Source organism: Acidimicrobiales bacterium (assembly GCA_041394245.1).
GTDB lineage: Bacteria > Actinomycetota > Acidimicrobiia > Acidimicrobiales > Aldehydirespiratoraceae > JAJRXC01.
Genome location: JAWKIR010000002.1, coordinates 1141402 through 1166411 on the forward strand (window position 1 = coordinate 1141402; position 25010 = coordinate 1166411).

The 25010-nt window shown below is 66.7% G+C and carries 17 protein-coding genes and 3 tRNA genes; 12 read left to right on the forward strand and 8 right to left on the reverse strand.

Translation table 11 applies throughout. The features are described 5' to 3' along the window. Positions 1-75: 75 nt before the first annotated feature. Positions 76-2253 carry a glutamine synthetase III gene (locus R2707_05770; GenBank protein ID MEZ5244586.1) on the forward strand — a complete coding sequence of 726 codons (2178 nt, stop codon included), beginning with the start codon at positions 76-78 and terminating at the stop codon, positions 2251-2253. Here R2707_05770 and R2707_05775 read toward each other — a convergent pair. Both R2707_05775 and R2707_05780 read right to left on the reverse strand, forming a co-directional pair. After that, the gene (locus R2707_05775; protein ID MEZ5244587.1) at positions 2246-2878 is read right to left on the reverse strand and encodes a hypothetical protein; all 633 of its coding nucleotides are present in this window, start codon (positions 2876-2878) and stop codon (positions 2246-2248) included. The genes R2707_05770 and R2707_05775 overlap by 8 nt on opposite strands. 26 nt (positions 2879-2904) lie before the next feature. After that, positions 2905-2978: transfer RNA gene (locus R2707_05780), tRNA-Arg, on the reverse strand. Positions 2979-3068: 90 nt separating this feature from the next. Here R2707_05780 and R2707_05785 point away from each other — a divergent pair. The 5 genes from R2707_05785 (at position 3069) to mobF (ending at position 13106) form a co-directional block, all read left to right on the forward strand. After that, positions 3069-3142: transfer RNA gene (locus tag R2707_05785), tRNA-His, on the forward strand. Between the two features lie 28 nt (positions 3143-3170). Further along, positions 3171-3243 (forward strand) — tRNA-Lys (locus R2707_05790). 127 nt (positions 3244-3370) lie between these two features. Further along, complete coding sequence (locus R2707_05795; GenBank protein ID MEZ5244588.1) at positions 3371-4801, forward strand: tyrosine-type recombinase/integrase; 1431 nt, start codon at positions 3371-3373, stop codon at positions 4799-4801. A 1799-nt stretch (positions 4802-6600) separates the two neighbouring features. Further along, positions 6601-6858, forward strand: a complete 258-nt coding sequence (locus tag R2707_05800; GenBank protein MEZ5244589.1) for a hypothetical protein — start codon at positions 6601-6603, stop codon at positions 6856-6858. A gap of 2957 nt (positions 6859-9815) precedes the next feature. Next, complete coding sequence (gene mobF, locus R2707_05805; GenBank protein ID MEZ5244590.1) at positions 9816-13106, forward strand: MobF family relaxase; 3291 nt, start codon at positions 9816-9818, stop codon at positions 13104-13106. A gap of 454 nt (positions 13107-13560) precedes the next feature. Here the strand turns inward: mobF and R2707_05810 are convergent, their stop codons facing one another. Next, a complete protein-coding gene (locus tag R2707_05810) occupies positions 13561-14802 on the reverse strand; it encodes an alpha-hydroxy acid oxidase (GenBank protein MEZ5244591.1) in 1242 nt (413 codons plus the stop codon). A gap of 46 nt (positions 14803-14848) precedes the next feature. Between R2707_05810 and R2707_05815 the strand changes: the two genes are divergently transcribed. From R2707_05815 to R2707_05825, 3 genes are all read left to right on the forward strand, one after another. Further along, on the forward strand, positions 14849-15229 hold the full coding sequence (locus R2707_05815) for a DUF2784 domain-containing protein (protein MEZ5244592.1): 381 nt from the start codon (positions 14849-14851) through the stop codon (positions 15227-15229). A gap of 26 nt (positions 15230-15255) precedes the next feature. Next, complete coding sequence (locus tag R2707_05820) at positions 15256-16719, forward strand: sulfatase-like hydrolase/transferase (GenBank protein MEZ5244593.1); 1464 nt, start codon at positions 15256-15258, stop codon at positions 16717-16719. A gap of 197 nt (positions 16720-16916) precedes the next feature. Then, a complete protein-coding gene (locus R2707_05825) occupies positions 16917-17420 on the forward strand; it encodes a hypothetical protein (GenBank protein ID MEZ5244594.1) in 504 nt (167 codons plus the stop codon). A gap of 361 nt (positions 17421-17781) precedes the next feature. Here R2707_05825 and R2707_05830 read toward each other — a convergent pair whose 3' ends face one another. Both R2707_05830 and R2707_05835 read right to left on the reverse strand, forming a co-directional pair. Next, a complete protein-coding gene (locus tag R2707_05830) occupies positions 17782-17967 on the reverse strand; it encodes a Flp family type IVb pilin (GenBank protein ID MEZ5244595.1) in 186 nt (61 codons plus the stop codon). A 197-nt stretch (positions 17968-18164) separates the two neighbouring features. Next, on the reverse strand, positions 18165-18638 hold the full coding sequence (locus tag R2707_05835) for a hypothetical protein (protein ID MEZ5244596.1): 474 nt from the start codon (positions 18636-18638) through the stop codon (positions 18165-18167). A 158-nt stretch (positions 18639-18796) separates the two neighbouring features. On the opposite strand from R2707_05835, the gene R2707_05840 reads away from it, so the two are divergent. From R2707_05840 to R2707_05850, 3 genes are read left to right on the forward strand one after another with little or no spacing between them, the layout of a single operon-like run. Further along, complete coding sequence (locus tag R2707_05840; protein MEZ5244597.1) at positions 18797-20530, forward strand: DEAD/DEAH box helicase; 1734 nt, start codon at positions 18797-18799, stop codon at positions 20528-20530. 31 nt (positions 20531-20561) lie between these two features. Next, positions 20562-21440 carry an LLM class flavin-dependent oxidoreductase gene (locus R2707_05845; protein MEZ5244598.1) on the forward strand — a complete coding sequence of 293 codons (879 nt, stop codon included), beginning with the start codon at positions 20562-20564 and terminating at the stop codon, positions 21438-21440. Then, positions 21437-22474 carry an ectonucleotide pyrophosphatase/phosphodiesterase gene (locus R2707_05850; GenBank protein MEZ5244599.1) on the forward strand — a complete coding sequence of 346 codons (1038 nt, stop codon included), beginning with the start codon at positions 21437-21439 and terminating at the stop codon, positions 22472-22474. Before R2707_05845 ends, R2707_05850 begins: the two co-directional genes overlap by 4 nt. A 12-nt stretch (positions 22475-22486) precedes the next feature. Here the strand turns inward: R2707_05850 and R2707_05855 are convergent, their stop codons facing one another. From R2707_05855 to R2707_05865, 3 genes are read right to left on the reverse strand one after another with little or no spacing between them, the layout of a single operon-like run. Next, positions 22487-23425, reverse strand: a complete 939-nt coding sequence (locus R2707_05855) for a hypothetical protein (protein ID MEZ5244600.1) — start codon at positions 23423-23425, stop codon at positions 22487-22489. A gap of 23 nt (positions 23426-23448) precedes the next feature. Beyond that, positions 23449-24201, reverse strand: coding sequence for a crotonase/enoyl-CoA hydratase family protein (locus R2707_05860; protein MEZ5244601.1), 753 nt, complete (start codon positions 24199-24201; stop codon positions 23449-23451). 25 nt (positions 24202-24226) lie between these two features. Further along, complete coding sequence (locus R2707_05865) at positions 24227-25006, reverse strand: SDR family NAD(P)-dependent oxidoreductase (GenBank protein ID MEZ5244602.1); 780 nt, start codon at positions 25004-25006, stop codon at positions 24227-24229. Positions 25007-25010: the final 4 nt, after the last annotated feature.

Consider the following 25010-nt stretch of genomic DNA (forward strand, 5'->3'; position numbering starts at 1 on the left):
CGCCTCGCTAGGTTCCGCTCACCCGTTGCCGAGTCGATGGCGCCGGGCACTCCTTTTCGAACGAAAGATCCGACCATGAGTGGCAACGAAATCCGGCTCCAGGCCATCAACGAAGTGACCAACCGCGGCGTCGTCCCGACACCCGCCGCCGGCGGGCCGCTCAGCGAGATCTGGGCGACCGACGTGTTCAACCTCGCCACGATGGAGGAGTCGCTGTCGAAGAACGCGTTCAAGGCGATGAAGGCGGCGGTGCAGACCGGCGCACCCCTCGACCCGGCGACGGCCGATGTCGTCGCCGCGGCGATGAAGGACTGGGCGTTGTCCAAGGGCGTCAAGTTCTTCTCGCACGTCTTCTACCCGCTGACCAACATCACCGCGGAGAAGCACGACGGATTCATCGTCACGAACTCCGACGGCAACGCGATCACCGAGTTCACCGGCAGCCTGCTCATCAAGGGCGAGCCCGACGGATCGTCGTTCCCCAACGGGAGCCTGCGCACGACCAACGCCGCCCGCGGCTACACGGCCTGGGACCCGACGAGTCCCGCCTACGTGAAGCACACGGCCAACGGCGCCACGCTCATGATCCCTTCGGTCTTCATGGCATGGACCGGCGAGTCGCTCGACAAGAAGATCCCACTCCTGCGCTCGAATGCCGCCATGGACAAGGCCGCGCAACGGGTCCTGACCCTCATGGGCGAGACCGACATCGAAACCCTGAACTCGAGCTGTGGCGCCGAGCAGGAGTACTTCCTCGTCGACGCCCACTTCGCGAACAGCCGGCCCGATCTCCTGCTCGCCGGCCGGACGCTCTTCGGGGCGCCGTCGGCCAAGGGCCAGGAGTTCGACGACCACTACTTCGGGGCGATCCCCGAACGGGTGCAGGTCTTCATGCAGGACTTCGAGGACAAGCTCTTCCGCCTCGGCATTCCCGCCAAGACGCACCACAACGAGGTCGCCCCCGGCCAGTTCGAGATCGCCCCGTACTTCGAAGCCGCCAATGTGGCCGCCGATCATCAGCAATTGATGATGACGATCATGCAGTCGACGGCGAAGGCCCACGGGTTCATGTGCCTGCTCCACGAGAAGCCGTTCGCCGGCATCAACGGCTCGGGCAAGCACGTCAACTGGTCGGTCGGCAACTCGACCCAGGGCAACCTGCTCGACCCGGGCAACACTCCGGCCGAGAATCTGCACTTCCTCCTGTTCTGCGGGGCCGTCATCCGTGGCGTCCACCTGTTCGGACCCCTGCTGCGGGCCGTCATCGCCTCGGCCAGCAACGACCACCGGCTCGGTGCCAACGAGGCGCCACCGGCGATCCTCTCCGTGTACCTCGGCGAGCAGCTCGAGGCCGTGTTCAACGACATCAAGGCGGGGACGGCGTCGGAGCTCGCCGAGGGCGGGGTGATGGACCTCGGCCTCGCCCAGATCCTCCCCTTCCAGCGCGATCCCGGCGACCGCAACCGCACGTCGCCCTTCGCCTTCACCGGCAACCGGTTCGAATTCCGGGCCGTCGGCTCGTCGCACTCGGTGGCCGGCCCGCTCGTCGCGATGAACACGATGCTCGCCGATTCGCTCAACTGGGTCGCCGACAAGCTCGAGGAGGCGCTCGGCACCGGCATCGGAACCGCCGAAGCCGTCGCGACCGTGCTCAAGGAGCTGATGGAGCTGCACAGCGACGTCATCTTCGGCGGCGACGGCTACTCCGAGGCGTGGCACCGCGCCGCCGTCGAGGAGCGGGGCCTGCGCAACCTTCCGACGAGCGCCGACGCGCTCCCCGTGCTCATGGAGGACGACGTCGTCGCCCTGTTCGAACGCACCGAGGTGCTCTCCCCCGTCGAGCTCGAGTCGCGCTACGAGGTCTACGCGGAGCAGTACATCCTCTCGATCGGTGTCGAGGCCAAGCTGGTCGTGGAGCTGGCCAAGACCTGGCTCTACCCGGCGACGATGTCGTACCTGGCCGACCTGACCTCCACCATGAAGCGGGCGTCGGGCCTCGGTGTCGATCTCGACACCTCGATCGTGAAGTCGCTGGGCGGTGAGGCCGACGCCATGATGTCGGCCGCCAACGAACTGGCCGAGGCGATCGGCTTCCACGACTTCGACACCACCGAAGCGCACATGCGCTACTGCGCCGACACGATCCGGGGGCTGATGGACACCGTCCGGCTCCACGCCGACCGGCTGGAAGCCGAAGTGGCCGACGAGTACTGGCCGCTCCCGAAGTACCGGGAGATGTTGTTCATCAAGTGAGGGGCGCCTCGGGCAACGACGCCTGAGACGCCGTCTGCGGAGGGGCCGACCGTTGGAAGCGGCTCCTTCGCAGGCGGAGCCATGCCGCGATCTCTCGCGCCGCCGCATCGGGGGTCGCCGACGACGTGTCGATGGTGAGTTCCGTCCCCGGGAGCGCCGATGGGTCGAACGACGACAGGATCTCGCGCATGCGAGCCGGGTCGGTGAGCTTGTGGTGGCCGCGGCGCGACTCGCCACCGACCCGATCGACGAGGTCGTCGGTCTCGCCGGTCAGCTGCACGAGCACGGCCTGCCCGCCGTGCTGTTCGACGGCCTCGACCATCCGCGCCGCGAACGATTCGAAGCGGGCCCGCCCGTCGTCACCGCCCCAGGCCGAACTGTTGGTGAAGATCAGCGACGTCCCCTCCGCCATTGCCGTCGCGCACACGTCGATGCGGAGCCGCTCGACGACCGCGTTGAACGCCGCCGAGCCGAGGTCGAAGATCGGCCGGACGGCGTTGACGCTCAGGTGGTTGTGGAACAGACGATGCCCGGTCAGTTCGGCCAACGGCGTCGCGACCGTCAACTTCCCGACGGCCGGCGGGCCGTAGAGGTACGTCAGCGTGGGCGAGTCGTCGCCGTCCATGTGCCACCCTCGATCGGTTCGGTTCGCACCCCCGACAGGACTCGAACCTGCAACCTGCGAGGTAGAAGCTCGCTGCTCTATCCAGTTGAGCTACGGGGGCGAGATAAGGGTAGGCCGCTGCGCTCTCGTCCCGGTACACTCCTCCTTCGCCTGGCCTCTCGGGGTCGGGCAGTTGGCTTCGGCCAACATGGTGGGCGTAGCTCAGTTGGTTAGAGCGCCTGGTTGTGGTCCAGGAGGTCGGGGGTTCGAATCCCCTCGTTCACCCGTAGAATTTCTCTTCGGAGTAATTCCTGCACCTCTAGCTCAATTGGCAGAGCATCGGACTCTTAATCCGCAGGTTCTGGGTTCAAGTCCCAGGGGGTGCACAGAAGAAACCCCAGGTCAGGCCCATTGTTCGGGCGACCTGGGGTTTCTACGTTCAGTCTATAGAGCGCCGAGAATGCCACCTCGGGTGCCATAGACTGTCCATAGACTGCGCTATAGATTCCTCTCATGGCGGAACTCCGAGACGTCTTCGAGGCCAAGGTCGACCGCACGGGCGAACATCATTTGTGGCTCGGTTCGCGGACCAAAGGTGGTGGCGGCCAGATCCGCGTCGACGGAAAGCTCCACACCACCGCACGGGTCGCCTGGTTCCTCGAGCACGGCGAGCCACCGGCCGGCAGCCGAATCCGGTCGTGTCCGTTCGACCCGCTGTGTGTTCGAGTCGAGCATCTCTCGATCACCGCCAGCGCGGCAAAGACCCCCGCATCCCGAGCACCCCGAGGCAGCGGCTCGGTCACCCGCGTCGACCGCAACAAGTGGAAGATCGTCGCTGACGCCGGCCGCGACACCACCGGAAAACGCCGCCGTCTCACGCGCACTGTGCTCGGCACCAAGTCGCAAGCCAACGATGCGCTCGCCGCCCTGAAGGTCAACCTCGCCGAAGGCCGAACCCGGCCCACACCTGCCGGTGGTTCACTCACCGTCGACGACCTCATCGACTGGTACATCGAGTTCGCCCGCGAGGTCAGGGGTCTCGAGCATTCCACCGTCTTCGGCTACAACGACGCCTACAAGAAGTGGCTCGCCGACGAGATCGGCAGTCACAACGCCGACCGCCTCTCCCCCGCCGACCTCGACAACGCATTCGGCCGCATGCGCCGCGCCGGCCTCTCCCACAGCCGAATGAACAACGCCCGAGCAGTCCTGAGCGGCGCCTACAAATGGGGTCGCCGCCACCACAAGGTCGCCACCAACCCCGTGGCCGGATTCGAACTCCCAATCAGCTCCAAAGCTCCGAGGACGACCGCAACCCCAGAGGTCGAAGAACTTCTTCGGATTCTCGACGGCGCGGACGAGCACGACCCCGACATCGCACCGATCCTGAAGCTCGCCGCCACCACCGGCATGCGCCGCGGCGAACTCGCAGGGCTACGGCGCGACCGACTCCACCTCGACCGCAACGAACTCGTCGTCGACACCGCCGTGAACGACGCCGGGGGCACGATCGTCATCAAACCAACCAAGACGAAACAGAGCCGCGTCGTCAGTCTCGACGTCGGAACCATCGCGATGCTCGCCGCCCATCGTGACCAGATGAATCAGCGAGCCGCCGAATGCGGAGTCCAGATTCCCGTTGACGGGTTCGTCTTCAGTCTCGACCCGACCTGCGCCGAACCGATGCGGCCCGAGTTCATGACCCGACGCATGCGCCAACTTCGCGCCGCCCTCGGCATTGGCACCGGAGACTTCGACGCAACCATCCTCGCCCTTCGCAAGTGGACGAGCACCGAGCTCATGGATGCAGGTTTCAACCCGTCCGCAGTCAGCGAACGCCAGGGCCACACCGTGCAGGTCATGCTGACCAACTACTCCGGAAGGCGCCGATCCGCCGACAAGGCCGCCGCGGACCACCTCGGCCAACAAGTCCACAACCGATAGTCGCCTCGATATCAGTCCATGTCTCAAGTCGCTCCGGAGCTGGCCTTGACTTCACCCACGGCGGCGGTCTACTGGCCGCCGATCGAGGCGAGCGTGTCAGGCGGCGAAGCGTTGAAGTTGTGATGGAACACAGACCGCGAACTCGCTCAGGACGGTCGTATCTCCGAAGACCGGGAGTGGTTCTCCTCCGGCGCCGGGTCTTGAGGATGGGTGTCGAGCACACCGAGCCGCGCGGCGATCGCGATCCCCTCCGAGCGATTCGCGGCACCGAGCCGTATCCATATCGACTTCGCCCGCCGGTACAGAGTGCGTTCCGACCACCCGAGCCGGGCGGCGGCATCTACCATCGGCTCCCCGTTCGCGATTGCTCGAACGAGGCTGACATCCTCCGACGTGAGCCCGCCGCGAGAGGGTGCCCATCCATCGCTGCTATCCAGTACGACGACCAAGCTGTGAGCGGCCCAGTTGAGTGCCCACACCGCGTCGCGAGTCACCGTCGCCGCCAGTCGTGCATACGGCAGGTTCGGAAGAAGTCGGTTCGTCGTTCGGTCCGAAGATGTGGGCAAATGACTGCTGGTGGCCGCGGGTGGTACGGCAGTCCCGAGACTTCGCGAGACCCCCAGAAGGTAGGCATTGACCGCTCGAGAGGACGGCGCCAGCGACGGGGGAATGTCGGATCGTTCCGACAGCTCGACGGCAGCGACTCCGTACGAGGCTGCTACCGACACCCGGTCTGCCTCGCTAAGGAACTCGGCATAGATCTTTGAGGCGGCAGTGTGGAACGCCATTCCGCCGAGATCGTCCAGGGGCCCAGGAGCGCAGCCCAGCTCGTGCGCTTCCGCCAGAAGCTCGCTGAACACCGCGACGCGATGCAGTGTAACTACAAGCGTGCCGCCGCGGCCGACGTTCCACCGTTCCACCGTTCATCCTCCGCCTCCACCGTCCCGCCGCTGCCAACGTAGCAAGGTCGCCCTCCCGTGTGTCCGCGCGGGAGTTCGCGACACAAAACTCTGAGTGTCGGAATCTATGGACTTCCGCGACCGGGCCTCGCCCACCGGCGCCGGGCGAATGAGAGACGGTCGCTCTCGTCGTCAACGACCTCCGCAAGGCCCCCACCCAACGAGACGCGGTCTCCGAGATCCCCACCACGCGGACGCGGTGGGGATCTCGGGCCAGCTCGCTGACCGGCACTCGCTATCGCGGGTCGGATCGACCGGTGACCGCGTCGACAAGGCCGCTATGGACAACCATCCGTTCACACGTAGCGCGCCGGTCCGCCTAGTGGTCGAGGATTAGCGAAAGAAGACCCGAGTCGTGCGGAGTGCCAGTGACCCAGAATCTGTGACTATGCAACACACGCTCTTTCGACGAGTCGGCACAGCTTGTGAATCGGAAGGCAGTTCCCGTGAATGCACGGGCGTAGTCGGAATCACACACGGCCCACGCACCACCGACCCATCTGTACTGCCACGCTGCGACCTCGACGTCGTAGCCATTCACGCCACTTTGGCAGGCGGCACCGTCCAGATGACCGAATGTGTACGTGAGTCCCACCGCGTTCACGCCTCCGTTGTCCGAGATGATTGCGTGCTCCGTACCTTCGAACGCTCCAACATCGTAGAACGGTGCGCATACCGCGGAGGTGGTTTCCGCCACCGCGTGGACTGCGAGCGGACCAGCAATCATTCCGATAGTGGCAGCCACGACCAGCGAGATCCACCTGCGAAGGTGGCGCTTGTTTGAATCGGTCTGTAGGGGCTGCGCTCGGGTATCGGTCACTGAGGTCATGGTGTCTCTCCTTGATCATGAACGTCTCCAAGGACGCTCTCCGCGCACTCGCGATTGTCGGGATTGCAGCCATAGCGCTCGGCTCTCAATCGATGTGCATCGAGAACGCCGGAGTCGGCTGTGGCCAGATCTACGAACCCAAGCGCTGGTACCAGGTAGCCGACGACCGCGCCGTCAGGCGCGTCGAAGAGCGGGGACACCGTGCCGAGGCCCGGAACGAGAACGCGCCCGGACCAACCATCACCGGGGCGAACGTCAGCGGGCACTGACATGTCGACTTGCAGCCAGAGTTCGTGAGGCACATCAATGCCTTCGACCGCCGCAGCAGGCGCCGCTGGGAGCCAACCGGACGCAAACTGTGCCTCGATCTCCGCGAGGTCGGCGCTCTCCTCCTGACTGACTGGAGCAACTGGCGGTCCGTCGGCCCCGGCTGGCTGTAGCGCGAGCCATCCAGCGCCCGAGGCAAGGGCACTGATCACCGCGACCCCGGCCGCGGAGCCAGCAAGCTCCCGGACTCTCTTCGATCTTGGATGCGTGGACATAGGACCTCGCTCTTTCGCAGTGTTCGCCGGGCTACTTGCCCGACACACCCAACGTAAGGCGTTGTCTTGGCAGGACTCTGACAGAGTGCCGACAGCCCGAGGCGCCCATCCGCGAGTTCCGCATCGGGTCTCGACTATCTCCGTCAACCAGTCGCGCGCAGCACGGTGGCCACCCGGACCCGGGCGAAGTGGCCTGTCTCCTTTCAACGACTCCACCCCATCGCGATGAGTCGGCCACTCGACCTCGAGTCACGGATGCGACGCCGTGACCAGCTGTCGATGCCGAGCCCAGTCCCGGTTCGAGCCAGAATGCAGACTCTCCGCTGGACAGGCCTCTGCGCCAAAGGTTCTCCTGCCGCCGTGCGACGGGCCCCCTGACCATGAGATCAGAATCCAGCTACCCCAACTTCATCGCACCCGCAGGCCGGATGAAGCCTCGGTCCCTACTCAGCCTCGGAAACGTCGTCGAAGCCCGCAGACGTCCCGTGCTATCGCCGTGGGCCCCAACTTGTCCCCTCGAGCGCACCCTCTACTGGGAGGTCCCCGTCCCCAACCCGTCAAGAATCGAATCCGCGCTAGCCGTCATGAATCGAGGCCGAGCAAGCTGTCGCCGCGCCATAGTCCGGATCAAGGGGGTCGCATCCCCAGATCAAAACTCTCTCCTCTGGGGAATCCAGGTCGTCCAGATCTTCAGCGGAGAGATACCCAGTCCTCGGCAACATGTAGCCGATGACATTGCCACGCGGGGCGTCATACAACGCCTGCGCTCCCGGTAGCAGTTCGGTTAGTTTGGCTGCGGCGACGAACTCGATATCACCGACCGGAAGCCATAGTTCCACGGGCACAGTAGCGCCGGGGATCGCAGCCCTCGGGCTAGCAGGAACCCAACCATCCAGAATCTGAGCGTCGAGTAGATCATTCGCATCCTGAAGTTCCTGGGCCGGATCGACCGTGGCGGGAGCGAGGGTAGAACTCGTCCCATGGCTCGCCGGCTCGCTGCTGATGGATGGTGCACCCTCGCTGTCGGGAGCTTCGGTCGCAGTCTGGACCGATCTGGGCGCGAACGGGTCCGCTAGGGCGGCTGCTGATACAGCCGCCCCAAGCGCCACCACGGAGACCACGACTCGTAGGCGTCGCACCTTCCGACGTCGAAGGTCCGTACTTCTCACGACGATTGCTGAGTAATCAGGACGTGAAATGGGCCGCGGATCGCTCGCGAGCTGACGAAGCTTGCTTTCGACAGAATTGGGTTCAGACATGAGTGCCCTTCGGTTGGTCTATGTTGAGTTTCTTCTCCAGCGCGCCGAGCGCTCGGTGGATATGCGACTTGACGGTTGACTCCGAAACTCCGAGTTCGATGCTCACCTCGCGCATGGTCAAGCCGGCGACGAAGTGGAGAAGTGTCGCTTCTCTTTGCCTCCGAGGAAGGCGGGCGATCGCGGCGCGGAGCCGATCCAACTCGTCAACCTCATATCCGACAGTTTCCGGTGTCTCGGATATCAGCCGACGACCAGCTTCGGTCTCACGCAGCGGTCGGAGTTTGCGGCGGCGTAGCCGCGAACGAGCGAGGTTGAGGGTCGTGGTCCGAAGGTAGGCTGCGCCATTTCGGGGCGCCGCTGATGGCCACCGGGCCAAGCACCGCACAAAAGCTTCTTGCACAACCTCTTCGGACGCCGATGTGTCGTCGAGTAGTGCCCTGGCGACGCGGACAAGTGCGACATACTCGGTCCGAAACAGATCTTCCAGCGGTCGCAGCTCACTCTCGCGCACGCACGAGCCTACAGAGCTGGCCCCAGCAGATCGCTTCGGCGACCCGCCGATATCCACAGGATGCAATCTAGGCGGCGCTAGGGCAGGCAGTTGATTCACACACACTACGACTCGACGGACGGCCGTTTGGTCGACACATCCGAGATGAATTCTTCGGCGACGGCGCTGGAAATGCATGAGCGCCCCGGATGCCCGAGACCTTTGCAGGGGTCAATGCCGGTGGACCTGCGCGGATACGTGCCTCAGATCGGTCTCGGATAGGTCCGAGAAGGCGATCCCTCCCGGATCGCTTCGCTGACGATCGGCATCCGGTGTCCCAATCGGCGCAACCGGTGGGTCACAGGTGGGCATGGTGCTCGCATTCAGAGAACTCTGCGCTGCTCCAGCTCAGAACAGAGCAGTGTCCCGATTCTGGCCGGCGACGTCGCGTTGGGCTCCCGTAGATGTCCCTGTGACAGAGGTGAGGGACTGGACCGGACTGGAGGACGGCGATGCGGTCGGGTGATCTCCGCTTGGTCTACACGGTCGCGGAAGCGGCCGAGCTTCTTGGTATCGGCCGGTCGACGGCGTACGAGCTGGTTCAGCGCGGTGAACTCGCCACGACTCGGATCGGTAGTCGCGTCGTCGTCACCCGGCCAACGTTGACGACGCTTCTGGGCATTGAGCCGCCGCTTCCCGGCGAGCTCGATCAGACACGACGAGCGGCGGCCAGCGCCGACCGACGCGTCGCTGCGCCTAGCAGCACGGCCCGCCGGCGCCGCCCGCCGGTGGACGCTCAGACCCACCTCCCGTTCGCGGACTGAGGACGCGGTCATGCCTCTCCCGGCCATCTCCCGACAAGGCGACGAGGAAGTGACAGACGGGTGCACAAGTGTGTGCGGGACAGGGTTGTCGCGGTCGCGGCGGTGGTTGCGGTGACGGCTCGGGTGACGACGTTGAAGGGCGTCGACGCGGGCGCGTACTACGTGGAGGCGTTGCCGAACTACTACCTCGATTCGGGCGAACCGGCCGGTGTGTGGCACGGCCGCGGGGCCGAGCTGTTGGGGCTCGAGGGCGCGATCGTCGACGGCGAGTTCATGCGAGTCATGGCCGGCCTGCAGCCTCATGCCGGCGCTGAGGTTCCGTTGGGTCGCGGGTATGGCGATGAGTCGGTTCGGGGGTTCGATGTGACGGCGTCGGCACCGAAGTCGGTGTCCACGCTGTTCGCGATCGGCGACGACCAAACTCGCGGCGAGGTGCTCGATGCGCACGACACGGCAGTGGCAACGATGCTGGGTTGGGTCGAGCAGCAGGCCCACACCCGCTACCGGATCAACGGCGAAGTGGCGGTCGTGGATGCGCAAGGGATCATCGCGGCGACGTTTCGTCAGCACACGTCACGATCACTCGACCCGCAGCTTCACACCCATGTGGTCATCGCCAACAAGGTTCGATCCCCCGACGGCCGCTGGCTGGCCCTCGACGCGCGGACGTTGAAGCTGGATCAGCGGACGTTGTCGGCGATCTATCACGCGACACTGCGCTCGGAGCTGACCGAGCGGCTCGGTGTCGAATGGCTACCGGTCGAGAACGGCATCGCGGAGATGGCCCATATGCCTGATGTGGTGTTGGAGGAGTTCTCGACTCGCACTGCCTGTGTGCAGCGTCGCATCGATGAGAAGATCGACCGGTTCATCGACACCCTCGAACGCGACCCGACACCGAGGGAACGGTGGCGGCTCGAGCGCGAAGCCGTCATCGACAGCCGACCAGCCAAGACCCACGCCGTCAACGCCGCCGAACTCCACGCCGGCTGGATCACACAGATCGAAGCGCTCGGCCACACCCCAGCTCAGCTTGTCCACAACGCGGTCGACCGAATCCGTGGTCGGGTGTTGGATCGTGAGATCGTCGCCAAGATGACGGCGCAGGCGATCGCGGCGCTGTCGGAGAAGCAATCGACGTGGCGGCCCGCCCAGTTGACCCGCGAGATCGCCGCCGCGCTCCCCGCTGACGTGCACGTCGATCCGGCCGACATGGACCCAATGCTCGACGGACTGACGACAATCGCCATTCGCGACTACTGCGTCGACATCTCCCGCCCCATCCCCGACAACGTGACGTTGCGTCGTGATGGCCGACCGATCACCGAGTCGACCGCCGACCGGGCCCTAACCACTCCGGCGATCCTCGCCCAAGAGGAACGGCTCCTCGCCTGGGCCGAGCGCCGAATAGCCCACGAAGGAACCGACTCCGCCGACGCAGTCGAACGCAGCAGCATCGACCTGACCGGCCCACAAGCCGAAACCGCCGCAGCGGTCGCCGGAGACGCCGACCTCGTCCTCGTGGTCGGCCCGGCCGGAACCGGCAAGACCACCGCGCTCGCACCCGCCGTCGAACAACTCCGAGCAGACGGTCGCCCCGTCTTCGGCGTCGCACCCTCAGCAGCGGCGGCCGACGTACTTGCATCCGAAACGGGCCTCGCGGCAGACACGATCGACAAGCTCCTCACCGAACACTCGCTACGCCGACCACCCGACCACCGCTACAACCTCCCGGCCGGAGCGACCGTGATCGTCGACGAGGCCGGCATGGTCGCCACCGACCGCCTCGACCAGCTCGCCGCGCTGGCCGACGATCGAGGCTGGCGCCTCGCGCTGGTCGGTGACCCGATGCAGTTCTCCGCCGTCGGACGCGGCGGCATGTTCAACCACCTCATCGACACCCACGGCGCCATCGAACTCGACCAGGTCCACCGCTTCACACACGACTGGGAACGCGACGCGTCCCTCCGGCTCCGCCGGGGCGACCCCACCGTTGCCGAGGTCTATGACCTCGAGGGCCGCCTCCACGGCGGCACCGCCTCCCGAATGGACCGCGAGGCCCTCGACGCCTGGTGGGGCGCCCGCAAACGCGGCGAGACCGTCGTGCTCGCCGCCCCCACCAACGAGACCGTCGCCCGCCTCAACCACGCCGCCCAACAACGACGCATCGACGCCGGCGAACTCGACACCCGGAGCCGCAGCATCGACGCCGGCGGCTACCAGCTCCACCTCGGCGACGAGATCGCCACCCGCCGCAACCACCGCCAACTCCACACCGACCAAGGCCTCATGATCCGCAACCGCGACCAATGGACCATCGACACCATCCACCGCAACGGCGACCTCACCGTGCACGGACGATCCGGCACCGTTCGCCTCCCCGCCGACTACGTCCAACACCACGTCGAGCTGGCCTACGCCCAAACCAGCCACGCCACCCAAGGCCGCACCGTCGACCGGTCCATCCTCGTCCTCGACGGACCCACCGACGTCCGCGGCATCTACGTCCCCATGACCCGCGGCCGCCACCACAACGACGCCTACATCGCCACAACCGGCGAAGACACCGCTCTCGACATCTTCACCGACGCCATCACCCACAGCTGGATCGACCAACCCGCCTTCGCCCGCCAAGCCGAACTCGCCGGCACCAACCCCCACCGCCCCGGCAACCTCCCCACGCACGAACTCCAGACGCTGCTCGCCCAGCAGGCACAGCTGATCGACACCCTGACCCAACTGCGCACCGACATGGATCAGCTACCCCGCGCTTACCAGAGAGCGGTCGACGAACGAGACCGCACTCGAACGCAACTCGATGCTTCTCGCGAGCGACTGCAGAACGCAGCCGACACCCTTGCTCAACACGATCGGCCCTTCCGCCGCAAGGGTCACGAGAACGAGATCCACAGCGCGCAGCGGGCCATCGAATCCCTCGCCGACCAGATCAGGGATCAGAGCGCTCAGATCGATCAGCTCACCGACAAGATCCACGACATCGATCGACGACTCCACCGAGCACAGAACCTCGACAAGACACGCCCGGCAATGGAAACTCAACTCGCCGACACCGACGACCGCCTCGGCGACGACCGACGCAACCGCAGCCGTGGCATCCGACGCGAACAACCCCAACGCATCACCGAAAGCCTCGGCCAACGACCCGCCGGAGGAGAACCTGCAAACGCCTGGGACCTGGCCGCCGGACAACTCGACCAGCACCAGACCGCCTTCGGCCTCGAACAAGGACTCGGCCCCGCGCGCGGCCCGCGACTCCCCCTCGGGTTCATCCACAGCCGCGGCCTCGTCGAAGACGCCAACCGAGGCCTCGACCAAGCAGTCAGCCGGCAACAACAGACCGCACGCGAGATCGAGGGACCAGCACTCGGAATCGGACGATGACGCAGCCAAGCTCCGCCCCAGGGCGAAGCCGATTCGATCATGTCCAACCTGTTCGGCGTCAAGGGCCGGCTGCGGGACGCCGCTGCGCTCCGTGTCCTCGCCTCCTCCCTCCGGGCGATCCCTTGACCCCTCGAGGGCCTCGCCGCGCCAGCGCTTCTCTGGCCGGCGATCTTGGACTCCACCGATCCTCCACCCCGGCGAGTGCCAAACTCGGTGCCCAACTTGCTGTTATAGACTGGACTAGGTCGGATTGACCGGACAGCCACTCGGACAAATGACCTGGTCAGCGGACTCCACCGGACCACACCGGAATCTTTTTGATGGACTCTTAATCCGCAGGTTCTGGGTTCAAGTCCCAGGGGGTGCACAGAAGAAACCCCAGGTCAGGCCCATTGTTCGGGCGACCTGGGGTTTCGACGTTCTGGCCCGAGATGGCCCCGTGGTCACCCGGTGGTCACAGAAGAGGGTCCACCGGAACCAGCCGGCGCAGCTGGGTGACGTGGGCTGGTTCGAGTTCGTCGAGTGTGCGCACGCCGAGCAGTTTCATGGTGCGGGTGATCTCGTCGGCGAGGATTGCGATGGCCCGGTCGACGCCCGCTCGTCCGCCGGCCATGAGGCCGTAGAGGTAGGCGCGGCCGACCAGGGTGAACCGGGCACCGAGCGCGACGGCGGCGACGATGTCGGCGCCCGACATGATCCCGGTGTCGATCATCACCTCGGTGTCGGTGCCGAGCTCCCGCACGACGGCGGGCAGGAGGTGGAACGGCACCGGCGCCCGATCCAGTTGGCGACCGCCGTGGTTGGAGAGCAGCACGCCGTCCACGCCGAGGTCGACGCACTTCTTCGCGTCGGCGAGCGTCTGTACACCCTTCACGACGACGCGGCCGGGCCACTGGTCCTTGATCCACACCAGGTCGTCGAAGTCGACGGTCGGGTCGAACATCGAGTCGAGCAACTCGGCGACGGTGCCGTCGAACTCGGTGAAGGTCGAGAAACCGATCGGCTCGGTCGTGAGGAAGTCGGTCCACCAGCGCACGCGAGGGATGGCGTTGAGCACGGTGCGCCCGGTCAGCGTCGGCGGAATCGTGAGCCCGTTGTAGCGATCGCGCAGCCGTGCACCACCGACGGGCACGTCGACCGTGAGCAGCAGCGTGTCGAACCCGGAGGCAGCGGCGCGGTGCAACACGTCGAGCGAACGGTCCCGGTCCTTCCACATGTAGAGCTGGAACCAGTTGCGACCCTCGGGGTTCGCCTCGGCGACCTGCTCGGGGGTGGCGGTGCCGACGGTCGAGAGCGAGAAGGGGATGCCGGCGGCGCCGGCCGCGGCAGCGCCGGCACGCTCGCCGGCGGTGTGCAACATGCGGGTGAAGCCGGTCGGGGCGATACCGAATGGCAGGGCCGATGAAGCTCCGGCGACCGTGCACGACGTGTCGACACCGGCGACGTCGCGCAGGATCGACGGATGGAACTCGATGTCCTCGAACGCCTGGCGTGCCCGGGCGAGCGAGAGCTCGGCCTCGGCCGCGCCGTCGGCGTAGTCGAAGGGCGCCCTCGGGGTCACCCGCTGCGCGATGCCTCGCAGATCTGCGATCGTGTGGGCGCGCGAGAGACGGGCGGCGGTCCGATCGAGCGTCGGCCGTTGGAACCTCAACAGTTCGGCGAACTCGCGGGGTCGCGGGATTCGGCGGTCGGTCATCTCTGGTGCTCCTCGGGTCGGGTCCCGGTGCGCGATCATGGTCGACATGTCCACCTCGATGCTCGTCGTGGCTCGCCTGGCGGCCCTCTCCCACCTGGCGCTGATCGTCGTCCTCATCGTGGGCGGACCGCTCGGGGTGCGCGTCCCGTGGATCCGCCGCCTCCACGTCGGCCTCGCGATCCCCACGGCGCTGGTCTTCCTCGCCGGCGCCGCGTGTCCGTTGACGGTGGCCGAGAAGTGGTTTCTCCAGCGTGCCGGCCGGGCCACCTACGACGGCGGCTTCATCGACCACTACCTCGTCCAGCCCGTCCACGAGCCGGGCATCACCCCGACGATCGCGATCCTCATCCCCCTCGTCTGGCTCGTTCCGACGGTCTACGCCTACGGCGTCGCGTCGCGAGCCGGCGCCGAGACGGTTCACGGCTGACTTCATCGCGGCGTTACTGTTCGACGATGAGCGGTCGCCCGAATCTCGTGTGGTTCATGCCCGATCAGCAGCGGGCCGACACGGTCGGGTGCTTCGGCAACCCGATCGTGCAGACACCCACGATCGACGCGCTGGCGGCCCGCGGCACCCGCTTCACCAATGCCTTCGTGCAACACTCCGTCTGCGGTCCGAGCCGGGTCAGCCAGATGACGGGCTGGTACCCGCACACCGCCGGACACCGCACCCTCGACAACCTGATCAAGCCGTGGGAGCCCAACCTGCTGCGGTCGGTCAGGGAGGCCGGCTACCAGGTGGCGTTCGCCGGCCACCGCGGCGACGTGTTCGCCCCCGGCGTCACCGAGGACAGCACCGACTTCTGCGGGATGCTCGAGCCGCCCTCACCCGAGGGATTGGCCGCGATGTACCGGGCCTCCGTCAAGGAGGGATCACCCCTCTACCGAGCGTTCTACTTCGGCAGCGCCGGCCCCGTTCCCGTGATCGACACCGACGAGGCGACGGTACGCACGGCGATCCGGTGGATCACCGAGGCCGCCCCGTCGGATCAGCCCTGGTTCCTGTGGGTGCCGTTGCTGTTCCCCCATCCGCCGTTCGTCGCCGACGAACCCTGGTTCTCGATGCACGACCGGGCCGACATGCCCGCCCCCATCCCCGCCGCCGCGACCTCCGCCGGCGCCGGCAAACCCCGGTTCATGGACGCCTATCGCGACATCTACGGTTGGGACGAAGTCACCGACGACGAGTTCCGCGAGATCCGGGCCACCTACTACGGCATGGTCAGCCGCACCGACGACCAGCTGCGCCGCATCATGGAGGCCGTCGACGCCGCCGGTCAGACCGACCGCACCGGCTGGATCTACGGCACCGACCACGGTGAATACCTGGGCGACTACGGCCTCGTGGAGAAGTGGCCGTCGGGCCTCGATCCGCAGCTCACCCGGAACCCACTCATCATCTCCGTTCCCGACGCCCCGGAGGGCCGGGTGTGCGACTCGATGGTCGAGATGGTCGACCTGCTCCCGACCGTGCTCGAACTCGCAGAGACCGAGGCACACCACACCCACTTCGGCCGCAGCCTCGTCCCCCTGCTGCACGATGCCGACGCGCCCCATCGCGACGCTGCGTTCTGCGAGGGCGGCTTTCGCAACACCGATGCCGACCTGCTCGAGGCGGCCGGGTGGATCTACGAACCGAAGGGACGCCTCCAGAAGGAGCAGATCGAGCTGGTCGGCAAGGCCACGTGCATCCGGACCGCGGAGTGGTCCTACGTCCACCGGCTCTACGAGAACGACGAACTCTACGACCGCACCGCGGACCCGTACGAGACGACCAACCTGATCGACCAGCCGGACACGGCCGAGATCGTCGACGAGCTCCGCGCCCGAGTGTTCGATTGGTACCTCGACACCAGCGATGTCATCCCGTGGGACGCCGATCCGCGGTTCCCCGACATCGAGCACGGCTACCGCTGAACGCGGCCGGCCGCCGGCTTCGGCTGCCGACGAGAGAGTTCGGGTGACCAGGCAGGTTTGGCGGCGTCCTGCCCGGCCACCCGGGACTGCGCCGTGGTGGAACAGCGCACTCCGATCGTTGCCCTCTGGGGGCCACAGTACTTACGAGCGCACAGTTCCTACGAGCGCCCGGAGTCGTCCCGCGAGGAGCCACCGCCATGGTGGTCATCGTCATGGTCATCGTCGCCATGATCATCGTCGCCATGATCATCGTCGCCATGATCATCGTCGCCATGATCATCGTCGCCATGATCATCGTCATGGTCATCGTCGCGTGGGGACGTCGCGTCGTGATCACCGATCTCGTCGTCGTCACGGTCGTCGTCGTCCGACTCGTCGTGATCCTCGCCGTGGTCCGAGTCGTCACGATCGTCATCGTCGTCGTGGCCGGCGGTCAGCACGGGGGCCGGTGCAGGCGTTGCGGGAGCGGCATCGACGTCGTCGGAGCCCTCGTAGGCCTCGATCTCGTCGGACTCGTCCTCGTACTCGTCCTCGTGCTCGTCCTCGATCTCGTCCTCGTCGCCGTCGACCTCGACGTCGGTCGAGTTTTGGGACGCGGACGACTCCTGCCAAACCTCGATGAGGTCGTCGTAGGCGTCGATCGTCGCCGTGTCGATCTGTGCCTCCGGAGCCTCCGGTGGAGCGACTCGCCCTCCCGTTGATGCCGCCGCCTGGGCCGAAGCACCACCGGCGATCACCGCTGCCACTGCGAGCGGCGCCAGCACTCGACCTCGCGCTATCCGCTGCATCGGTTGGTTCGTCATCGCGTGTTCCTCGCCCTCGGCGGCATCTGCGCCCGTTGCACCCGGACCGAGGCCGGATTCCCTGCGTGCGACCCTAGGGAAGGGCGGTCAACGACTTGGCAAGCGCAGGGTTAGCAAATGGCAAAGGTGTCCGACCGACGGCTCGGGGAAAACGCCAAAACCCCAGGCCACGAACAGGGTTCGTTGGCCTGGGGTTTTCGACATTGCGATGTGCGCCGAGCCGCTCGATGCGGATGGGCACACACCGAATCGCGACGGTTCAGCTGAGCGACGAATCGACTTCCGAGAACTTCGACGAGGCGGACTCGCCGAGAGCGGTCACGGCAGCGATGCACACGACGGCGATGAGCGCGACCAGCAGGGCGTACTCGACGAGGCTGGCGCCCCGCTCGTCGTCGATGCGGCTGGTGATCCAAGCGCTGAGGAACTGAAATGAGGTGGTCATTGTGGACTCCGTTGGTGATGGCAGCATCACTCGACGAGCGATGTCACGATCCCCATCGACCCGCCGAGGACCAATCCTGAGCAGATTGAGCCAAAACTCCCAGACGTCATGATTTCACGCGAGCGCCGGCGGGTGCCTCCACCGAGGAGACGAGCGGCAGTCTGCGCCGGTTTCGGGCGGCACCGCACGGCGGGGCGCTACGTGGGCCCGATCCAGCGACTCGCCGTCGCGCGGGCCCGACGGAGCCGATCGCGCCGCGACGAGAGCGCGGCGGTCGCGTCCGACGCTGCCGGTGGGGGCGCGTCATCGCGAGCCGGTGCGGCCGGTCGTCGAGGACCTCGCTGCGCCTTCAGTTCGCGCAACTGCTCCTTGAGGAACTCGTTCTCGGTCTCGGCCCGCGCCGCCCGTTCGCGGGCCTCGGCGACCTGCTGACCTGCCTCGTGCACGTGACCGACCTGTTCGAGAATGCGGGTCCATGCATCGATCGGGACGAGCATCTGCCCGGCCGCGACGTCGATCGTCGCCTCGACCACCGCTTCGTCGCGAGCGGCGGGTTCGCCGACCGACTCCGGTGCGGGCTTCGGTGGCTTCGGGTCGACCACGTCGGCCACGACCTTCCAGATGCCTGCAGTGTTGCGAGCCATCTCACCGGCGATGCCACGAAGAGCCATACGGCGATGCTAGCCGAGGCGCGAAAAACCCCTGCCGAAGCAGGGGCAGTCCGCACGGCGGGAAACCGTGTGGGTCGACGGCTCCTCAGCCACCGACCGTGCCCGTAGGCTAGATGGGCCAGACGGGAAATCCCTCGTCACGAGGGAAGCAGCGGTCAATGCCCGACACCGACACCGACACAACCGAAACCGAAACCGAGACGCTCGACACGGAATCCGGAGCGAGCGGCTTCGCCTCACTCGGACTCCGGCCCGAGCTGATCGCCACGACGGCGGCGCTCGGCTACGAAGAGCCCACCCCGATCCAGCGCGAGACGATCCCGATCCTGCTCACCGGCGTCGACCTCGTCGGCCAGGCAGCAACCGGTACGGGGAAGACGGCCGCGTTCGCGCTCCCCATTCTCAACCTGATCGATCCGGGTTTGCCGGCCGATCCCATCGCGCTCGTGGTCGTCCCCACGCGCGAACTCGCCGTGCAGGTGAGCGAGGCGATGTTCAAGTACGGCGCAGGCCAGGGCGTGAAGGTGGTACCGATCTATGGCGGCCAGCCCATCCAACGCCAGCTCCAGGCACTCGACCGCGGTGTGCACGTGGTCGTCGCCACTCCCGGCCGAGCGATCGACCACATCCGTCGCGGCTCACTGAAGCTCGACGGCATCCGCACCGTCGTGCTCGACGAGGCCGACGAGATGCTCGACATGGGCTTCACCGAGGACATCGAGACCATCCTCGAGGAGACACCGAGCGGGCGGCAGACGGTGATGTTCTCGGCCACCATGCCGCCCCGTATCGAGGCGATCACCAAGAAGTACCAGCGCGATCCGGTGCGCATTCGCATCGGCGCAGGCCAGACGAAGGCGGGCAAGACGCTGGTCCGCCAGACCGCCTACATCGTGTCCCGGGCGCACAAGGCATCGGCCATGGGCCGCATTCTCGACATCGAGGGCGCATCGTCGGCGATCGTCTTCTGCCGAACCCGCACCGAGGTCGACGAGTTGACCCAGACCATGAACGGCCGCGGTTACCGGGCCGAGGCGTTGCACGGCGGCATGGATCAAAAGCAACGCGACCGGGTGATGGCCCAGCTGCGTGACGGATCCTCCGAACTGCTCATCGCCACCGATGTCGCCGCCCGTGGGCTCGACATCGACACCCTCACCCATGTCGTCAACTACGACGTGCCCTCGGCCTCGGAAAGCTACGTCCACCGCATCGGCCGGGTCGGACGGGCCGGGCGCGAAGGCATCGCCATCACGCTCGTCGAACCCCGACAGCGGCGGCTGCTCGACAACATCGAGCGGTTGACCAAGCAGAAGATCGACATCCAGAAGGTCCCATCGGTCGCCGACCTGCGGGCCCGCCAGATCGAGGTCACCGTCGAGGCGATCCGCGAAGCACTCGCCGCCGACGACCTCGACGATTTCAACCCCGTGCTCCACGGTCTCGCCGGCGAGGACAGCGACCGCAACCTGGCCTTGGCCGCGATCAAGCTCTATCACGAGGCCCGGGGAGCGACGATCGACGAGCGGGAGATCCCCGACGCGTCCGATGACCGGCCCAAGAAGCACAAGAAGAAGGATCGCGACGGCGAGCGCTACGGGCCCGGCAGCAAGTTCACGAAACCGAAGGACCGCCCGAGGGGCAACGTCGGCCCCGGCACCTCGCTCGTCTACATCAGCATGGGCCGCAAAGCCGGCGTACGACCCGGCGACCTCGTGGGCGCCATTGCCAACGAAACCGACCTGGTCGGGCGCGAGATCGGACCGATCCGCATCGCCGACAGCTACGCCGTGGTCGGCGTGCCGGAAGCCGCCGCCCAAACCGTGATCGATGCCCTCAACGCCACCACGATTCGTGGCAAGAAGGCGAAGGTTCGGCCCTACGTCGACTGACCGGGGCCCGCGCAGCGACTAGGAAGGGCGGATGCAACACCCGCTCAAGTTCGGCTGGCTCTCCCCGTGCATCGGCAACCAGTGGAGTGACCACCGCCCCATCGTGGTCGACCAGTGCCGCGACATCCTGCCGACCGCCACCCAGTACTTCGATTCGGTCTGGATCGCCGACCACTTCTACGGCTTCGACCAGAAGACCGACCCCTTCGTCGAAGCCTGGACGACCCTCACCTGGATCGCCGCGAAGTTCGACAACGTCGAGCTCTGTCACCACGTCCTCGGCCATGGCTACCGGCCGCCCGCCCTCACCGCGAAGATGGCGGCGACATTGCAGGTCTTCTCCGAGGGCCGCTTCACGCTCGGGATCGGCGCCGGCTGGCGGGCCGACGAGTACGAGGCCTACGGCTACGACTTCCCGCGCCCTGCGGTGCGCTTCGCACAGCTCGAGGAGTTGGTGCAGATCTGTCGGCTCATGTGGACCGAGGACTACCCCAGCTTCGAGGGCACGCACTATCGCATCACCGAGGCATCGGCCCCTCCCCTGCCCGAGACCGTCCCGCCGATCTGCATCGGCGCGTTCGGGGAGCAGATCGGCCTCCCGCTGGCGGGTCGCCGGGCCGACATCTGGCACTGCTTCGTCGGCAGCGACGACGACTGGAACCGCAAGAAGGGCATCGTCCACGACGCCGCCGCCGGCGCCGGTCGCGACCCCGACGACATCTCGATCGCCACCACCATCGAACGGGCGCTCCCGGAATCCGACGACGAGTCCGACCAGTTCGTCGAGATCATCGCCCGACAGCGAGACCTCGGCGTCAGCCACTTCGTGATGGACTTCGGCAACCCCAAGGACACCGAACCGATCCTCCGTTTCCACGAGCAGGTCATCACCCCCCTGAGGAACGGATGACCCGCGTCGTCTTCGTCGTGATCGACGCCCTGCCCGTCGACCTCGTGGGGCCCACCCACACGCCGAACCTGGCTCGGCTCGCCGATGAGGGAGGGACGAACCCGCGGGGCGGACGGGCGGTGCTGAGCACGGCGACCTACCCGAACCATGCCACGTTCGTCACCGGGCTCGCGCCGGTCGGCCACGGCATCCTCGTCAACCGGGTGTGGAACGGTACGGAGTTTCGGCCGGCGTCCGAGATCGGCCCGAGAGGCGACACGATCTTCGCCGCCGCTCGGCGAGCCGGTCGATCGAGCGCGATCGCGGTCGGCGACCATCACCTCATCGGCGTCATGGGGGGCCTGGAGGCCGACCGCCACTGGCCCCCCGACGGCCGTCGACCCGAGGTCGAACTCGACGAGTTCCGCTATGCCACCAACGCGGCGGTCCTCGACGCGATCGACGAGGTCGACCTCGTCGAGGCCGACCTCGCTGTCGTCCACTTCAACGAGCCCGACACCGTCTCGCACCGCTTCGGGCCCCACTCAGCCGAGTTGGCCGAGTGTGCCCAGCGCACCGACGCTGCGCTCGGCGAGCTGCTGGAGCGGCTGCAACCCGGCTGGGACGACACCGTCGTCATGGTCGTGAGCGACCACGACCAGGAGCAGGTGAGCGCCCACGGCATCGACCTCGAGGCCGAGCTGGCCGCCAACGGTCTCCCCGGCAGCGTCGAAACCGAGGGAACGGCGGCGCTGGTGATGCACGGCCCTCCGGTCGAGCGCCTGCGCCAGCTCGACTGTGTCGAAGGCGCCCACATCATCGACGACGCCAACACCATCGTGTGGGGCGCCCCCGGCGTCGTCTTCGGACTCTGGCTCGACGAACTCCACGGTTCGCACGGGAGCCCGCGCTGCGACCGTCAGGTCGCCGTGATCGGCGGTGGTGCGTCGGCCGTCGCGCCCCTGGCCGAGGCGTTGCGCGCCGCCCGCCCGGACGCGACCTGGTGGGCGCCGACGATCATCGAGCTGCTCGGTTCGGCGTCGGCCCCCCGCTGAGGGAATCAACGGTCAGGCGTCGGTGAGTTCCCAGTCCTGACCGACGAGACCGATCGGGCAGAAGAGCCCGGTCGGTACCGCAAGACCGGCGTCGGAGGAGCCCGGTACCGGGGCACCTGCGGGCGGGAGCTCGTCGTGACACGGATCGTTCATGTCGAAGATGGTGCCGCCGCCCTTGATGCAGGGGTGGGTCGGCGCGTACACGTCGGCGTGGAGTTCGACGTTCGGGACGATCCACGCGTGGAGCATGTAGAAGTTCTCGAGGTGCACGTTGACACCACCGCGAGTCTCGCAGGCACTGTCGGAGAGGTTCACCCCCAGCGTCGCCTTCCCGGTCGCCGGATCGTGGCACAACCGGGGATGGTGGTGCCACCAGTCGTTGTCGCCCGCAAATCCTTCCGGGGGAAGGCCCGTGTCGGTGTAGACGTAGTACGACATGCCGACGAGCGGTGCATCGGGACTCGTACCGTCGTACTGGAGGAACTCGGGGCGGCCGGGCTCGAAGAGGCCGTCGACATGGCCGGGCAGCCCGGAGTTGAGTCGTTCCTCCGGATGCGTCGGGTCGAATGTCGGATCGGCGAAATCGGCTGCGGTCAGCACGCCGAGCCCATGATGGGTACCCATCCCCGGGATCCGCTCGAAGGTCTCGAAGTAGCCCGCCGCCTCGGCATCACCCCGCGTGGGGTACTGATTGGCGAAGGACTGGGCGAAATCGAGCTGCAGACCGAGGGTCTTGCAATCCGCGTAGCTCAGCGGACCACGGGTGATGCCGGCATACCAGTCGACCGAACCCATGGCCGGATTGACGACCGTGTTGAACGCGGTCGGGTTGCAGTACCACGGGACCGGTTCGGCCTCGTTCTCGGCGACCACCGCGTCGAGGTAGTAGCAGCTGCTCGCCACCACGGCCATCAACGCGCAGACCGCCACGAGTCGGATCCTGCGCAACATGAGTCGCATCTCGATTGTCCCCCTCAGGAGCCGGTCCACTTCGGCTCACGCTTCTCTGCGAATGCCGCGGGTCCCTCCTTGGCATCGTTCGAGGAGAATACACCGGCGACGAGCGTCGACTGCAAGGTCCACAGATCGGCTTCGGGCGCTCCCTGGCTCGCACGGATCATTCGCTTCGAGGCCGCGACGGCCAGCGGGGCATTCCTGGCGACCCGCTCCGCCAACTCGATCGCGACGTCCACGGCGGTGCCGGGCGCTGCGAGCTTCGACACGAGACCGAACGTGTGGGCTTCTTCCGCGGAGATCGGATCGCCGGTGATCGCCATCTCCATCGCCTTGCCGTAGCCGACCCGGCTCGGAAGTCGCAGCACGCCGCCACCGGCCGCGAACAGCCCGACCTTCACCTCGGGGATGCCCAGACGGGCACCTTCGGCAGCGACGAGGAGGTCGCACGCCAACGCGAGCTCGAGCCCACCGGCGAGAGCGAAGCCCTCGATGGCCGCGATGATCGGCTTCTCCGCCCCGTTCTGGAAGAAGTGGGTCGCCGGCCCGATGTCCTCCCCCTTGGCGAACCCTTTCAGGTCCATGCCGGAGCAGAAGGCCCCGCCGGCACCGGTGAGGACGCCGGCGGTGAGCGACGGATCGGTGTTCAACTCCTCGACTGCGGCCCAGAGGCCGGTCGCCAGTGCGCCGTTGATGGCGTTCTTCGCCTCGGGCCGGTTCATCGTGATGATGAGCACCCGGTCGCGGCGCTCGGTGAGGATCGCTTCGGTCATCTGGTCTCCAGTCGTCGGGTCGGAATCACTTCGGCGGCAGGCGGATGCCGCCGTCGACACGGATGGTCTCACCGTTCATGTAGGGGTTGGTGATGCACTCCATCACCATGAACGCCAGTTCCTCGCCGGAACCGAGACGCTTCGGGAACAGCACCGATTGACCGAGGTTGTTCTTGAACGCTTCGGACCCCTCGCCCTCGCCGTAGATCGGTGTGTCGATGAGGCCGGGGGCGATGGTGTTGACGCGGATGCCGACGGCGCTCAGATCGCGGGCGATCGGCAGGGTCATGCCGACCACACCGCCCTTCGAGGCCGAGTAGGCGCACTGGCCGATCTGACCTTCGAACGCTGCTGCCGAGGCCATGTTGACGATCGCACCGCGACTGCCGTCATCGTCGAGGGGCTCGGTCTGGGCCATCGCCGCGGCCGAACGGCTGAGCATGTTGAACGAGCCGATCAGGTTGACCCGGATGACGAACTCGAACTGCTCGAGTGGAAACGGCTGATTGGACCGGTCGATCGTGCGTCCGGCGGAACCCAGACCGGCCGAGTTGACCAACGCCCGCAGCGGGCCCATCTCCGAAGCCGCAGCGATCGCGGCATCGGCGTCGTCGGTCTTGCTCACGTCGCACTTGACGAAAAGGCCTCCGAGCTCGGAGGCGATCTCCTGACCGCGCGCCTCGTTGAGGTCGGCGATCACGACCCGAGAGCCGGCATCGGCCAGCTGCCGGGCACTCGCCTCCCCGATACCCGAGGCACCGCCGGTGACGATCGATGAGGATCCTTCGAGATTCATTCGTGGCATCCGG